The 13,536-nt window shown below is 64.0% G+C and carries 12 protein-coding genes and 1 pseudogene; 7 read left to right on the forward strand and 6 right to left on the reverse strand.

Going from position 1 to position 13,536, the window contains the following annotated elements; all coding sequences use genetic code 11:
• The first annotated feature begins 14 nt into the window (after positions 1–14).
• Both ald and aroC read left to right on the forward strand, forming a co-directional pair.
• Positions 15–1,133, forward strand: a complete 1,119-nt coding sequence (ald, locus tag RAZWK3B_RS03110; protein ID WP_007812097.1) for an alanine dehydrogenase — start codon at positions 15–17, stop codon at positions 1,131–1,133.
• Positions 1,134–1,250: 117 nt separating this feature from the next.
• A complete protein-coding gene (gene aroC / locus RAZWK3B_RS03115) occupies positions 1,251–2,354 on the forward strand; it encodes a chorismate synthase (RefSeq protein ID WP_007812099.1) in 1,104 nt (367 codons plus the stop codon).
• 79 nt (positions 2,355–2,433) lie between these two features.
• On the opposite strand, the gene RAZWK3B_RS03120 is transcribed toward aroC, so the two are convergent.
• The 3 genes and pseudogenes from RAZWK3B_RS03120 to RAZWK3B_RS03130 form a co-directional block, all read right to left on the reverse strand.
• Complete coding sequence (locus tag RAZWK3B_RS03120; protein WP_007812102.1) at positions 2,434–3,309, reverse strand: DMT family transporter; 876 nt, start codon at positions 3,307–3,309, stop codon at positions 2,434–2,436.
• Positions 3,310–3,382: 73 nt separating this feature from the next.
• Positions 3,383–3,670: an HU family DNA-binding protein gene (locus RAZWK3B_RS03125; RefSeq protein WP_007812104.1), complete on the reverse strand. Its 288-nt coding sequence runs from the start codon at positions 3,668–3,670 to the stop codon at positions 3,383–3,385.
• A gap of 130 nt (positions 3,671–3,800) precedes the next feature.
• Positions 3,801–5,282, reverse strand: a pseudogene (locus tag RAZWK3B_RS03130) (AMP nucleosidase).
• A gap of 97 nt (positions 5,283–5,379) precedes the next feature.
• Here RAZWK3B_RS03130 and RAZWK3B_RS03135 point away from each other — a divergent pair.
• Together RAZWK3B_RS03135 and RAZWK3B_RS03140 are read left to right on the forward strand one after the other, a co-directional pair.
• Positions 5,380–5,826 carry a VOC family protein gene (locus tag RAZWK3B_RS03135; RefSeq protein WP_007812110.1) on the forward strand — a complete coding sequence of 149 codons (447 nt, stop codon included), beginning with the start codon at positions 5,380–5,382 and terminating at the stop codon, positions 5,824–5,826.
• Complete coding sequence (locus tag RAZWK3B_RS03140) at positions 5,823–6,581, forward strand: class II aldolase and adducin N-terminal domain-containing protein (RefSeq protein ID WP_007812112.1); 759 nt, start codon at positions 5,823–5,825, stop codon at positions 6,579–6,581. The genes RAZWK3B_RS03135 and RAZWK3B_RS03140 overlap by 4 nt, the downstream gene beginning before the upstream one ends.
• Here the strand turns inward: RAZWK3B_RS03140 and RAZWK3B_RS03145 are convergent.
• A complete protein-coding gene (locus tag RAZWK3B_RS03145; protein ID WP_037294826.1) occupies positions 6,578–7,063 on the reverse strand; it encodes a lytic transglycosylase domain-containing protein in 486 nt (161 codons plus the stop codon). The two genes, RAZWK3B_RS03140 and RAZWK3B_RS03145, sit on opposite strands and share 4 nt — an antisense overlap.
• Positions 7,064–7,196: 133 nt before the next feature.
• Here RAZWK3B_RS03145 and RAZWK3B_RS03150 point away from each other — a divergent pair, with 133 nt between their 5' ends.
• The 3 genes from RAZWK3B_RS03150 (at position 7,197) to RAZWK3B_RS03160 (ending at position 10,925) form a co-directional block, all read left to right on the forward strand.
• Positions 7,197–8,057: an SDR family oxidoreductase gene (locus RAZWK3B_RS03150; protein WP_007812115.1), complete on the forward strand. Its 861-nt coding sequence runs from the start codon at positions 7,197–7,199 to the stop codon at positions 8,055–8,057.
• 100 nt (positions 8,058–8,157) lie between these two features.
• On the forward strand, positions 8,158–9,543 hold the full coding sequence (locus RAZWK3B_RS03155) for a hypothetical protein (RefSeq protein WP_007812117.1): 1,386 nt from the start codon (positions 8,158–8,160) through the stop codon (positions 9,541–9,543).
• Between the two features lie 95 nt (positions 9,544–9,638).
• Entirely contained in the window at positions 9,639–10,925 is a 1,287-nt protein-coding gene (locus RAZWK3B_RS03160; RefSeq protein ID WP_007812119.1) for an ABC transporter substrate-binding protein, read from the forward strand.
• An 85-nt stretch (positions 10,926–11,010) separates the two neighbouring features.
• Here RAZWK3B_RS03160 and hutU read toward each other — a convergent pair whose 3' ends face one another.
• Positions 11,011–12,678: a urocanate hydratase gene (hutU, locus tag RAZWK3B_RS03165; protein ID WP_007812120.1), complete on the reverse strand. Its 1,668-nt coding sequence runs from the start codon at positions 12,676–12,678 to the stop codon at positions 11,011–11,013.
• On the reverse strand, positions 12,675–13,469 hold the full coding sequence (gene hutG, locus RAZWK3B_RS03170) for an N-formylglutamate deformylase (RefSeq protein ID WP_007812122.1): 795 nt from the start codon (positions 13,467–13,469) through the stop codon (positions 12,675–12,677). Before hutG ends, hutU begins: the two co-directional genes overlap by 4 nt.
• Positions 13,470–13,536: the final 67 nt, after the last annotated feature.

The raw sequence follows: 13,536 nt of genomic DNA on the forward strand, positions 1-13,536 counted from the left end.
AGGAGGATCAGCTCATGAAAATCGGATGTCCGACCGAGATCAAACCACAGGAATTCCGCGTCGGCATGACCCCGAACGCCGCACGCGAAGCCGTGGCCCATGGCCATGAGGTCATCATTCAGGCAGGCGCCGGACAGGGTGCCGGGTTCGACGATGCCGATTACATCGCCGCCGGCGCGGTGATCATCGACACCGCCGCCGAAATCTTTGCCACCGCCGACATGATCGTCAAGGTCAAGGAGCCGCAAGCCGTCGAACGCAAGATGCTGCGCGAAGGACAGCTTCTGTTCACCTATCTGCATCTGGCGCCCGATCCCGAACAGACCCGTGATCTGTTGGCATCGGGCTGTACGGCGATCGCCTACGAAACCGTGACCGATGATCGCGGCGGTCTGCCGCTTCTGGCGCCGATGTCCGAGGTTGCGGGCCGTCTGGCGCCCCAGGTGGGCGCATGGACCCTGCAAAAGGCGAATGGCGGGCGTGGTGTGCTGATGGGCGGCGTGCCCGGTGTCGGCCCGGCCAAGGTGCTGGTGATCGGTGGCGGCGTGGTGGGCACCCATGCCGCACGCATCGCGGCGGGGATGGGCGCGGATGTGACCGTGCTCGACCGGTCGCTGCCGCGTTTGCGGTATCTGGACGATGTGTTCAGCCAGCAGTTCAACACCGGCTATTCCTCGACAGGGCTTCTGGCCGAACATCTGGCCGAGGCGGACATGGTGATCGGCGCGGTCCTGATTCCGGGCGCCGAAGCGCCCAAGCTGGTCAAGCGCGCGCAATTCGCCGATATGAAGCCGGGCGCGGTGCTGGTCGATGTGGCCATCGACCAAGGCGGGTGTTTCGAGACATCGAAAGCCACCACCCATGCCGATCCGATCTACGAGGTGGACGGGATCATGCACTATTGCGTGGCCAACATGCCGGGGGCGGTGGCGCGCACCTCGACCATCGCGCTTGGCAATGCGACCATGCCGTTCATGCTTGCGCTGGCCGACAAGGGCTGGAAACGCGCCTGCGCCGAGGATCCGCATCTTCTGAATGGTCTGAACGTGCATGCCGGCCAGCTGACCTATTACGCTGTCGGCAAGGCGCTTGGGATTGACGTGATTTCGCCGCAGATGGTCATCAAGGGCTGAGCCTCTTGTCGCCCCTCGCGGGCCGCCTCGATCCGGGGTGGCCTGCGGTTCGGCGGTGAAATCGCTTGAGGCCGTGCGCCCACGCGGCTAGATCACGTGCCAAAGGAGCGCAGGATCATGAGCCTCAACACCTTCGGACATCTGTTTCGCGTCACCACATGGGGCGAAAGCCACGGGCCAGCCCTTGGCGCGACCGTCGATGGCTGCCCGCCGGGCATCCCCGTCGATGAGGCGTTTCTCCAGCAATGGCTGGACAAGCGCCGCCCCGGCCAGAACAAGAACACCACGCAGCGCGACGAACCTGACGCGGTGCAGATCCTGTCGGGCGTGTTCGACGGTCAGAGCACCGGCACGCCGATCCAGCTGATGATCGAGAACACGGATCAGCGCAGCCGCGATTATGGCGAGATCGCCCAGACCTTCCGGCCGGGCCATGCCGACATCACCTATCATCAGAAATACGGCATCCGTGATTATCGCGGTGGCGGGCGCAGTTCGGCGCGTGAGACCGCGGCGCGTGTCGCCGCCGGTGGCATCGCCCGTGCGGCCCTTGCCTCTCTCGCGCCCGGGATATTCATCAAGGGCTACATGACCCGCATGGGCGAGATCGAGATCGATCGCAGCCGGTTCGACTGGGACGCGATCGACGGCAATGATTTCTGGATTCCCGATGCCACGGCGGCGGCGGATTGGGAGGCTTATCTGCAAAAGCTGCGCAAGGGCAAGAACTCGGTCGGGGCCGAGATCGAGGTCGTGGCTCGTGGCGTTCCGCCCGGGCTTGGCGCGCCGATCTATGGCAAGCTCGACACCGATCTGGCGGCGGCGATGATGTCGATCAACGCCGTCAAGGGCGTCGAGATTGGCGAGGGCATGGCCGCTGCGCGCCTGACCGGGACGGCAAATGCCGATGAGATCTTCATGGGCGAGACCGGCCCGGAATATTCCTCGAACCATGCAGGCGGTATTTTGGGCGGGATATCCACCGGCCAGGATGTCGTGGTGCGCTTCGCGGTCAAACCGACCTCGTCGATCCTCACGCCGCGCCGGTCCATCCGCATGGATGGCACGCCCACCGAGGTCGTCACCAAGGGCCGGCATGATCCCTGCGTCGGCATCCGCGCCGTTCCCGTAGCCGAGGCGATGATGGCCTGTGTTCTGCTTGATCACCTGCTGTTGCATCGCGGGCAGGTGGGCGAGGGTCCGCGCGGCAGCATCGGCTGAGCGCGGGTGGCCTGCGGAGCGGGCGAGGGGCCAGCCCCTCGCGCTCCCCGGGATATTTTTGGCCAGAAGAAGCGCGCGGTCAGCCCGAGACTTGTTTCTGGCGCGAGAGCTGCACGGCAAGAATGCCGAGCATCACCACCACGACGCCGACCATGTCCCAGATGCCGAGGCTTTCGCTGAGCACGAGGGCCGCGATCACCACGCCGAAAAACGGGTTGAGGAAGTGGAAGGTGGCCGCCTTGATCGCGCCGATGCGGTTGACCAGCTTGAACCAGACCAGCGTTGCCGCCAGTCCGGGGATCAGCGTGGTATAGACGAAGGCCGCGATCAGCTGCCAGCTCCAGTCGATCTCGATCGTTTCGATGCTGAGGCCCGCCACGCCCAGAACGAGGCTTCCCACCAGCATCTGAAGTCCTACGATCATCAGGAAGTTGCCCCCCGATGTGGCGCCGCGCACCGCGAGTGTCGCGAGCGTCAGCGCCATCACCCCACCCACGCAGAGGGCCAGACCATAAAGATCGGCGCCGCCCTGCAGCCGTGATCCCATGATGATCGCCACCCCGATGACACCTGCGACAAGGCCAAGACCGCCCAGAAAACCGATCCGTTCCCCCAGCAAGCCCCAGCTTGCCAGCCCGACAAGCAGCGGCATGGTGGAGGCGATGATCGCCGCCAGTGACGCTTCGATGGTTTGCATCGCGACGAAGTTCAGCCCCAGATAGAGCGCGTTCTGGCAGATCCCGAAGATGATCGTGGCGCGCCATTGCGCCCGCGTCAGCCGCCAGCTTTGCCCGAGGGCCAGAGCGATCAGCACCCCGATGAGGCCGGAGACGAGGAACCGCAGGCTGAGCGCGGTCAGTGGCGGCGCCGAGGCCACGATGATCCGGGCCGAGGTGAAGGCACTGGACCACATCACCGCAAAGGCAAGCCCCATGATGATCGCCCGAATGTCCATACGCTGTCTCCTGAAACCGAAAAGGGCCGCCCTTGCGGGGCGACCCTTTCCTAAACATCGGGTGTTTGCAAGCTCAGCCGTTCACGCTGTCCTTGAGGGCCTTTGCGATGGTCATCTTGACGACCTTGTCGGCCTCTTTCTTGATCTGCTCACCGGTGGCGGGGTTGCGCACCATGCGCTCGGGGCGCTCGCGGCAATAGATCTTGCCGACGCCGGGCAGGGTGACGGCACCGCCGCCGGACACTTCGCGTGTGATGATCGCGGTCACGGCGTCGAGCGCTGTTCCGGCGGTTTTCTTGTCAGTTCCCATTTCGTCGGCCAGTGCGGCAACGAGTTGAGTTTTGGTCATCGGTTTTGCCATTTTATGGTCTCCTTCAACTGCCCGGTCCTTGGGCCTCATGCTCAGAATTTAACTGTATGTTGTGACCAAACACAATGAATAGTAGGGAAAAGCAAGTGTTTTTCACGTATTTTGGGGTGATTTTCTTGGCCTATAGGAAAGCTGTTTCACTGAAGCTGCGCAATTTCCGGCTGTGGATGCGTTCGAGCGGCATCTTCCGCAAGCTCTCGATTGCGCGAATCCCGATCATGAGATGCCGCGACACCTGCGTCTTGTAAAAGTCCGAGGCCATCCCCGGAAGTTTCAATTCGCCATGCAGCGGTTTGTCGGACACGCACAGAAGCGTGCCATAGGGCACCCGGAAGCGAAACCCGTTGGCCGCGATCGTGGCGCTTTCCATATCCAGTGCAATGGCCCGCGACTGGCTGAGACGTTGCACCGGGCCGGATTGATCGCGCAGCTCCCAATTGCGGTTGTCGAGGCTTGCCACCGTGCCGGTGCGCATCACCCGCTTGAGATCATATCCGGTCAGTTGTGTTTCCTGCTCGACCGCGTTTTCCAACGCGATCTGGATTTCCGCCAGCGCCGGAATGGGCACCCATGACGGCAGATCCGCATCCAGCACGCGGTCTTCGCGCAGATAGGCATGGGCCAGAACGAAATCGCCCAGTTGCTGCGTGTTGCGCAGGCCTGCGCAATGGCCGACCATGATCCAGGCATGCGGCCGTAGGACCGCGATATGATCGGTCGCGGTCTTGGCATTCGACGGGCCGACGCCGATATTGACCAGCGTGATCCCCGATCCGTTCTCGCGCTTGAGGTGGAAGGCCGGCATCTGGGGCTGTTTTTCCGATGCCTCGATCACCTGATCCGGGCCGGTGATCTGTGCGTTGCCAGTGCTGACAAAGGCGGTATAGCCGCTCTCGGGATCGGCCAGCATCCGCCGCGCGTAAGCTTCGAATTCCGAGACATAGAACTGGTAATTGGTGAACAGCACGTGGTTCTGGAAATGCTCGGGGTCGGTGGCGGTGTAATGCGACAGCCGTGCGAGCGAGTAATCGACGCGCTGCGCGGTGAAGGGCGCCAGAGGCTCGGTGCCGTCAGGCGCGGGCCGGCTGGTGCCGTTGACGATGTCGTCATTCGTGGTGCCAAGATCCGGCACGTCGAACACGTCACGCAAGGTAAACTCCGCCGCGCCTTCCTGTGGGACGGTCAAGGACGTGTCATTGGACACGGCGAAATGAATGGGCATCGGCGTGTCTGACAGGCCGATGGTCACCGGCACGTCGTGGTTTTCGACCAAAAGGCCGATCTGCTGCTCGAGGTAATGCCGAAACAGATCGGGCCGGGTGATCGTGGTGGCATAGGTCCCGGGGGCTGCGACATGGCCAAAGCTCAACCGGCTGTCGATCTGCGCATGGCTGGTGGTGGTGATCCGGATCTCGGGATAGAAGGCCCGCACGCGATGGTCCGGCTTGCCGCTTTACAGGGCCGCGCGAAACTCGCATGACAAGAAGCCGACCGCCGCATCGTAAAGCGCCACAAGGCGGGTGACGGCGGCGCGCGGATCGGTGAAGGCTTCGGGCGTTACCGCCTCGGGCGTCTTGAACCGGGCGGTGGCGTCGATCGTCATTCCTGCTGTCCTCATGTTGCCTGCTGCACCGTCGCTTGCACGTTGACACGCCCCAAGGCCGCATTCAAGCTGGCCCCGTGCGCGCAACGAGGAGGCCATGGATTACGAAACTGTCACGCCTGAGGCGTTCGGCGCCTCGTTGCGCGGGTTCGGCTTCAATATCCTTGTCCGGGATGTGCCGCGCAGCGCCCGTTTCCTGTCCGAAGTGTTCGGGCTGTCCATTCACCGGCTCAGTCCCGATTTCGCCATCGTGGCGCAGGGCGGCAACGTGATGCAGCTTCATGCCGATGGCACCTATCATTCCAATCCGCTCACAGGCCTTTTGCCGGAAAATCCGCCGCGTGGCGCGGGTATCGAAATCCGGCTTTATGACTGCGATCCCGACACAGCCGCAGACCGGGCCGAGAAAGCGGGAGGCACCGTGCTGCAGCCACCTTCCGACAAACCGCATGGTCTGCGAGAGGCCTATATCCTGTGCGCGGACGGCTATGCCTGGGTGCCGTCCCGCCCCCTTGCCGACAATCCTGAAGGAGACATGACATGACCGCCATCACGCAGCTTGCCCCGAATCTCGACCATTGGCAGGAGCGCGTCGATCTTGCCGCCGCTTTCCGCTGGACCGCGCGACTGAACATGCACGAAGCGGTGGCCAATCATTTCAGCCTGTCGATCAACGAGGATGGAACGCGGTTCCTGATGAACCCCAACCAGATGCATTTCGCCCGGATCAAGGCCAGCGATCTGATCGAGGTGGATGCCAACGATCCCGACACCCTCTCGCGACCCGGCGCGCCCGATCCCACCGCCTGGGGGCTGCATGGCGGCCTCCACCGGCATTGCCCGCACGCACGCTGCGCCATGCATGTGCATTCGATCCATGCCACCGTGCTGGCCAGCCTGGCCGACAGCCGATTGCCGCCGATCGACCAGAACTGCGCCACCTTCTTCAACCGCTACGTGATCGATGACGGTTATGGCGGGCTGGCCTTCGAGGATGAGGGCGAGCGGTGCGCCGCGCTGTTCTCGGATCCCAAGCAGAAGGTGATGATCATGGGCAATCACGGTGTGATGATCATCGGGGACAGCGTGGCCGACACGTTCAACCGGCTCTATTATTTCGAACGCGCCGCCGAGACCTATATCCGCGCGCTGCAGACGGGCCAGAAGCTGCGCGTCCTCTCCGACGAGGTGGCCGAAAAGACCGCGCGCGAGCTTGAGGATTATCCCGGACAGGCCGAAAAGCACCTTTCCGAGCTCAAGGCCATTCTGGATGCCGAAGGCTTGGACTACGCGGCTTAGGCCGAGCGCAGTCCGGTTTCCACCAACAGCCCCTTGCGCTTGGCTTCGTAATAGTAGCCGCGCGCATACCAGCCGATTGCGGCATCCGGATCGCCATCGGCTACCAGATAGGCGCCGCGCAGGTATCTGACGGCATATTTCAGGTTGGTTTCCGCATCCAGCAGATCGTCGGGCTGGCCGCGAAACCCCATGGTGCGTGCGGTTTGGGGCAGGATCTGCAGCAGGCCGTAATACGGCCCGTTGCGCGCCCAGGGCCGATGGGTGCTTTCGCGGATCGCCAGACGGTGCACGAGCGATCGTGGCACGCCGTTCAGATCGGCATATTTGTTGATGAGCGCGCGCAGCTCGGGCGTTTCGTTTGGATAAAGCGGTGGCTCGGTCGGGCCTTGCGTGGCGGTGACCGGAACATCGCGCGCGGCGCATCCCGAAAGCGCAGCGGCGCAGAGAATGGCGAGGGCGGAACGGCGGCTGAACATCTGCATGGGAACTCCAGATTGACCCTGCGCCGCATAGTGCCACCGGGCGCCGTCTCTGCACCAGCCCCGGTTTCGCGATCCGCGAAAGATCGCCCATCCGCCCCTTGCCTTTGCCGCCCGGATCGCCAATTCATGAGGCATGACCAAGACACTCCTTTCCTTCGGCCATGGCTTTTCGGCCCGCGCCTTGTCGCCCCTGCTGCTGGCGCGGGGCTGGACGATCCATGGCACCACCCGCTCCCCCGACAAGACCGAGGCGCTCAGGTCCGAGGGTGTGACCCCGATCCTGTGGCCCGATGGGGACCTCTCCGAGGCGCTCGACAGCGCCACCCATATCCTGATTTCCGCGGGTCCCGATGCCGATGGCGACCCGGTGCTGAACCAGTGTGGCGACCGGATCGCCGCCATCGCCTCGCGGCTGGAGTGGGTGGGATATCTTTCGACCACCGGCGTCTATGGCGACCATCAGGGCGGTTGGGTGACCGAGGACACGCCCCTGACCCCCTCGACCCGGCGCGGCAAGATGCGCGTGGATGCCGAAGCCGCATGGCAGGCCATTCCCGGCTTGCCGTTGCATATCTTCCGGCTGGCGGGCATCTATGGCCCCGGTCGCGGCCCGTTCGAAAAGGTTCGGCAAGGCACCGCGCAGCGCATCGTGAAACCCGATCAGGTGTTCAGCCGCATCCATGTCGATGACATCGCGCAGGTCCTGCTGGCCTCGATCGACCGGCCAAATCCCGGCGCGGCCTATAATGTCTGCGACGACGATCCGGCCCCGCCGCAGGACGTGATTGGCCACGCGGCCGAGTTGCTGGGCCTGCCCCTGCCTCCCGAAGTGCCCTTTGACGAGGCCGACATGACCCCGATGGCGCGTAGCTTCTATGCCGAGTCCAAGCGCGTCGACAACAGCCGCATGAAAAACGAGCTTGGTGTGACCCTGATCCATCCCGATTACCGCACTGGCCTGCGCGCCTTGCTGGAGCAGGATGGCGGCGCCTGAGACGGGTGTGCAGGTCCGCCCTCGGACCGGCTGAGATGATTTATCTCATGGCACGCCACGGATTTGCCTCTAGGCTGAGGATCTCGCCACCGGACCCGTCATGCGCAACCTGATCGTCATAACCCTGTCCCTTGTCCTGCTGCCCGGCCTTGTCTTGGCCCATGCATCCGAGCAGGGCTTCGTGCTGTTGCTGCCCACCGATATCTACATCTCGTCGGGTGCGGCCAGCGTGGCGCTGACGGTCGCTCTGCTCGCGGCCCTTCCGGCTTGGGTGGCGGCACGGCTGTTTCGGCCCTTGCCGCTGATCCCGCGCCCCAATCTTCCGCTCCACCACCTGACAAGCTGCCTCTCGGCGCTGTTTCTCGCGTTTCTGGTGTGGCGCGGCTTTGTCGGACCGCGCGATCCTCTGGTCAATCCGCTGCCGCTCTTTGTCTGGACGGTGTGGTGGATCGGGCTGGTGTCGTTGCAAGGTTTGATCGGCAATCACTGGCGCTGGACGAACCCCTGGACCGGCCCCACCGCGATCCTCGCGCGCCTGACCGGATCGCGGTCCTTGCTGCGCTATCCGTCGCGGCTTGGGCATTTGCCGGGGATCGTGATCTTTCTGGCCTTCGCGGGGTTTCTTCTGGCTGATCCCGCGCCTGCCGATCCGCACAGGCTGGCGATCTTTGCCGGGGGCTACTGGTATCTGACGCTGATGGGGGTCACGCTCTTTGGTCCACGCTGGCTGTTGCGTGGCGAGGCGCTGACGATCCTGATGCGCATCTATGCGCGCATGGGCCTTGTCGGTCGGGTGCGCGGGCGCATCGCCGTCGGGCTGTGGGGCTGGCAGGTGCTGACCGCTCCGCCGGTATCCTTGGGGCTGGCGCTGTTCATCGTCACGCTTCTTGGTACCGGCAGCTTCGATGGCCTGAACGAGACATTCTGGTGGATGGGCCTTCTGGGCCTCAATCCGCTGGAATTTCCCGGCCGCTCCGCTGTCATCTTCCAGACACTCGCAGGATTGCTCATCGCCAATGCGGCCCTGATCGCGGTCTTTTCCCTTTGCCTGTGGCTGGGCGAGCGTATCGCCGGCACGAGCCGCCCCTTGCGACAGGCCTTCTGCCTTTTCGCGCCCACGATCCTGCCGATCGCGCTTGGCTATCATGTGGCCCATTACCTCACCGCTGCGATGGTCGACGGGCAATATGTGTTGATGGCGCTGACCGATCCCCTTGGGCGTGGCGCGGATCTTCTGGGGCTGGGGCCGTTTTTCGTGACCACCGGCTTTTTCAATACCCCGGGCACTGTCAAGGCGATCTGGCTGGCACAGGCCGGGGCCGTGGTGATCGGCCATGTCATCGCAATCTTGCTGGCTCATGCGCTGGCGGTGCGTAGACATGGCAGCACATGGCGTGCGGTGCTGGGGCAGGCGCCGCTGGCGCTGTTCATGATCGGCTATACGGTCTTCGGGCTTTGGCTTCTGGCGTCACCGCGCGGGATGTGACCCGGTGAATGGGCTGGACAAGCCCGCCTTCGCTTCGCACACTCGGGCGCATGGGGCCATCCGCGCCCATAGGCCCAGACCGGGAGGATCCGACCATGCCGACACCCCCAAAAGGACCGACGCGCCGCGCCGCGCTCAGCACGCTTGCCGGTGGCGCCATCGGCGCGGCAAGCCTGCCTCTCTGGGCGCGTTACACCCATGCGCAGACCGCCGAGCCGATCCGCATCGGCTTTCAGGTCCATCGCACCGGCATCGGCGCCGCCTATGGCCGCTGGTATGACCGCACCACGCAAGCCGCCGTGAAACTCATCAACGAGTCTGGCGGCATCAATGGCCGCGCGATCGAGATCGTGGCCGAGGATGACGGCACCGACCCCAAGCGCGGTGCCGAAGTGGTCGAGAAATTCGCCACGCAGCACAAATGCGACATCGGCTTCGGCACGCTGTTCTCGCATGTCGTCATCGGCTCCGCCCCCCGCGCGGGCGAGTTGAAACTGCCCTATTTCGTGGTCTCCGAAGGGCATCACGTGGCCTCGGGCATGCTCAACCGCTACACGCTCCAGCCCGGCATCACCGACGTGAAAAGTCAGGTCAAGGCGATGGCGCCCTTCGTGGCCTCCAACCTGGGCAAGAAGGTCACCATGGTGTTTCCCGATTTCGCCTTCGGCCATGACCACCGGGATTTCTTTACCGCCGCGATCGAGGAACAGGGCGGGCAGGTGCTCGAACATATCGCGATCCCACCCGCCGAAACCTCGTTCACCAAGTATTTCCCCAAGATCCCCCGCGAGACCGAGGTGGTTTATCACGTCATGGTCGGTCCCGCCGTTCTGACCTTCGTCAAGGAACTGGGCGAATTTTTCGGCCCCTCCCGTCCCGAGATGTTCGGCTTCATCGACAGTCTCGAAGCGGTGGCAATCGACAGTCCCGGTCTCGAATTTCTGGAAGGCACCTATTTCTGGGAAGGCATGCCGCGCCACGCACAGCCCGATCAATCCGAGCATGACAAGTTCTATCGCGAACAGGTCGGCGTGGATGCCCGTGGGGCCTCGGTCACCGATCCGTCGGACATCTCGACCTATGCCCATATGTTCGGATGCTGGGAGACGCTCTACACCGTCAAGGCAGGCATGGAAGCCGCAGGCTATCGCGGCCCCGGCGATCGCCCGGCGCTGATCGAAGCGGTCGAGGCGATGACCGAGATTCCCCACTCGCGCGAACATCCGCAGGGCGCCAAGATCTTCAACGGCAAGACCCATCAGGTGTTCGGCCATCAATACATCTCGCGCGTCGAAGGCGGCAAACTGGTCAAGGTGCACACCACTTCGATCGAGGATACGCTCTATCCCGACGAGGTGGATTACACCACGCAGGCGCTCTGATCGCAGAGCGGCGATCCGGCTGCCTTTGCGCCACCGTATTGCGGGTCGCATAGCCGGCTGCCCACCTCGGGATGCAGGGCGATGGTCATGTCAGGATACCCGGCAGGGTAAGCCCATGTTCCCGCGCGCAGTCGATCGCGATCTCATAGCCTGCATCGGCATGGTGCATGACGCCGGTTGCCGGATCGTTCCAAAGCACGCGTTCGATGCGCCGGTCGGCGTCCTCGGTGCCATCGCAACAGATCACCATGCCGGAATGCTGGCTGAAGCCCATGCCCACGCCGCCGCCATGATGCAGGCTGACCCATGTCGCGCCGCTCGCAGTGTTCAGCAAGGCGTTCAGCAGCGGCCTGTCGCTCACCGCGTCCGAGCCGTCCAGCATCGCCTCGGTCTCGCGGTTGGGCGACGCGACCGACCCGGAATCCAGGTGATCGCGCCCGATCACCAACGGCGCCGACACCTCGCCATTGCGCACCATCTCGTTGAAGGCCAGCCCCAGCTTGTGCCGCAGCCCCAGACCCACCCAGCAAATCCGCGCCGGCAACCCCTGAAAGGCGATCCGCTCGCGCGCCATGTCCAGCCAGTTATGCAGATGCGGGTCCGCGATCAGCTCCTTCACCTTGGCATCGGTGCGATAGATGTCCTCCGGGTCGCCCGACAGCGCGCACCAGCGAAACGGCCCGATCCCGCGGCAGAACAGCGGCCGGATATAGGCAGGCACGAAACCCGGAAAGGCAAAGGCATCCTCCAGCCCTTCCTCCTTGGCCACCTGCCGGATGTTGTTGCCGTAATCCAGTGTCGGCACCCCGGCGCGCCAGAAATCCACCATCGCCCGCACATGGGTGCACATGCTGGCGCGGGCGGCGCGCTCCACCGCCCCGGGGTCGCTCTCCTGCTTCGCGCGCCACTCGGCCACGCTCCAGCCTTGCGGCAGATAGCCATGCACCGGATCATGGGCGCTGGTCTGGTCGGTGACGATATCGGGGCGCACGCCGCGCCGCACGAGTTCGGGAAAGACATCCGCCGCATTGCCGATCAGCCCCACGGATTTCGCTTCTCCCGCCTTGGTCCAGCGGTCGATCATCGCCAGCGCCTCGTCCAGATCATGGGTGATCTCATCGACATAGCGCGTCCGCTTGCGAAACGCGGCGCGGCTCTCGTCACATTCCACCGCCAGACAGCAGGCTCCGGCCATGACCGCCGCCAGCGGCTGCGCGCCGCCCATGCCGCCAAGCCCTGCCGTCAGGATCCACCGCCCCTGCAGATCGCCGCCGTAATGCTGGCGCCCCGCCTCGACGAAGGTCTCATAGGTGCCCTGAACGATGCCCTGGCTGCCGATATAGATCCATGACCCGGCGGTCATCTGGCCATACATCATCAGCCCCTTGCGATCGAGCTCGCTGAAATGCTCCCAGGTGGCCCAATGCGGCACGAGGTTCGAGTTGGCGATCAGCACGCGCGGCGCGTCCTTGTGGGTGCGGAACACCCCCACCGGTTTGCCCGATTGCACCAGCAGGGTTTCGTCCTCTTCCAGCGTTTTCAGCGTGGCGACGATCCGGTCGAAATCCTCCCATGTCCGCGCCGCGCGCCCGATCCCGCCATAAACCACCAGCTCATGCGGGGTCTCGGCGACATCGGGATGCAGGTTGTTCATCAGCATCCGCATCGGCGCTTCGGTGACCCAGTGCTTGGCGGTGATCTTGGACCCGGTGTCAGGATAAATGTCGCGGATGTTGTGACGGGGATCGCTCATGTCAACGCGCCTCCCAGGGCAAGCTGCTCGATACGCTGCAGGATGTTGGCAAGATGCGGACGCAGCGCGTCGGCGCGCTCATGCAGATAGGGCCATGGCGGTGCCTCGCTCATATAGGCGGATTGCGCGAGCTCCATCTGGATCGCGTGCAGCCCCTCTTCGGGCCGACCGTAATGGCGCGTGGTCCAGCCCCCCTTGAAGCGGCCATCGACCACGCTCGTATATCCTTGCGCCGCGCGGCAGACCTCTTCGACCGCCGCCGTGATCGTGGGCGCGCAGGTCGTGCCGCCATTGGTGCCGATGTTGAAATCCGGCAGCGTGCCCTCGAACAGGAACGGAATGCGTGACCGGATCGAATGGCAATCATATAGCACCGCAACGCCGTGCCTTCGCCGCACGCGGTCCAACTCCTCCCATAGCGCCGCGTGATAGGGGGCGTGCCATGTCTCGCGCCGATGCTCCACCTCACCGCCCGATGGTGCCTCGTTCCAGATCGACGCCCCGTCGAAATCCGTCAGCGGCACAAGCCCGGTGGTGTTCTGCCCGGGATAAAGGCTCTGCCCCGACGGATCGCGATTGGCGTCGATCACATAGCGGTGGAAGGTCGCGCGCACCGTGGTCGCACCCTCCAGCAGCCCGTCATAGAGCTTGTGAATGTTCCAATCCGTATCGGCCAGAGCGCGGCCTCTTTCGTTCATCCGTGTCCGGATATCCTGTGGCACATATGTGCCCGTATGCGGCAGGCCCAGAACCACTGGACCATCACCGCGCCTCACGTCGACAGGCTGCATCCCGTTGCTCCTTCTTCTTGGGTCAAATACCCCGGGGTGAATTGGCCGCAGGCCAAGAGGGGCAGGG

This window comes from Roseobacter sp. AzwK-3b, from assembly GCF_000170875.1.
In the GTDB taxonomy this organism is placed as follows: Bacteria; Pseudomonadota; Alphaproteobacteria; order Rhodobacterales; family Rhodobacteraceae; genus Roseovarius; species Roseovarius litoreus.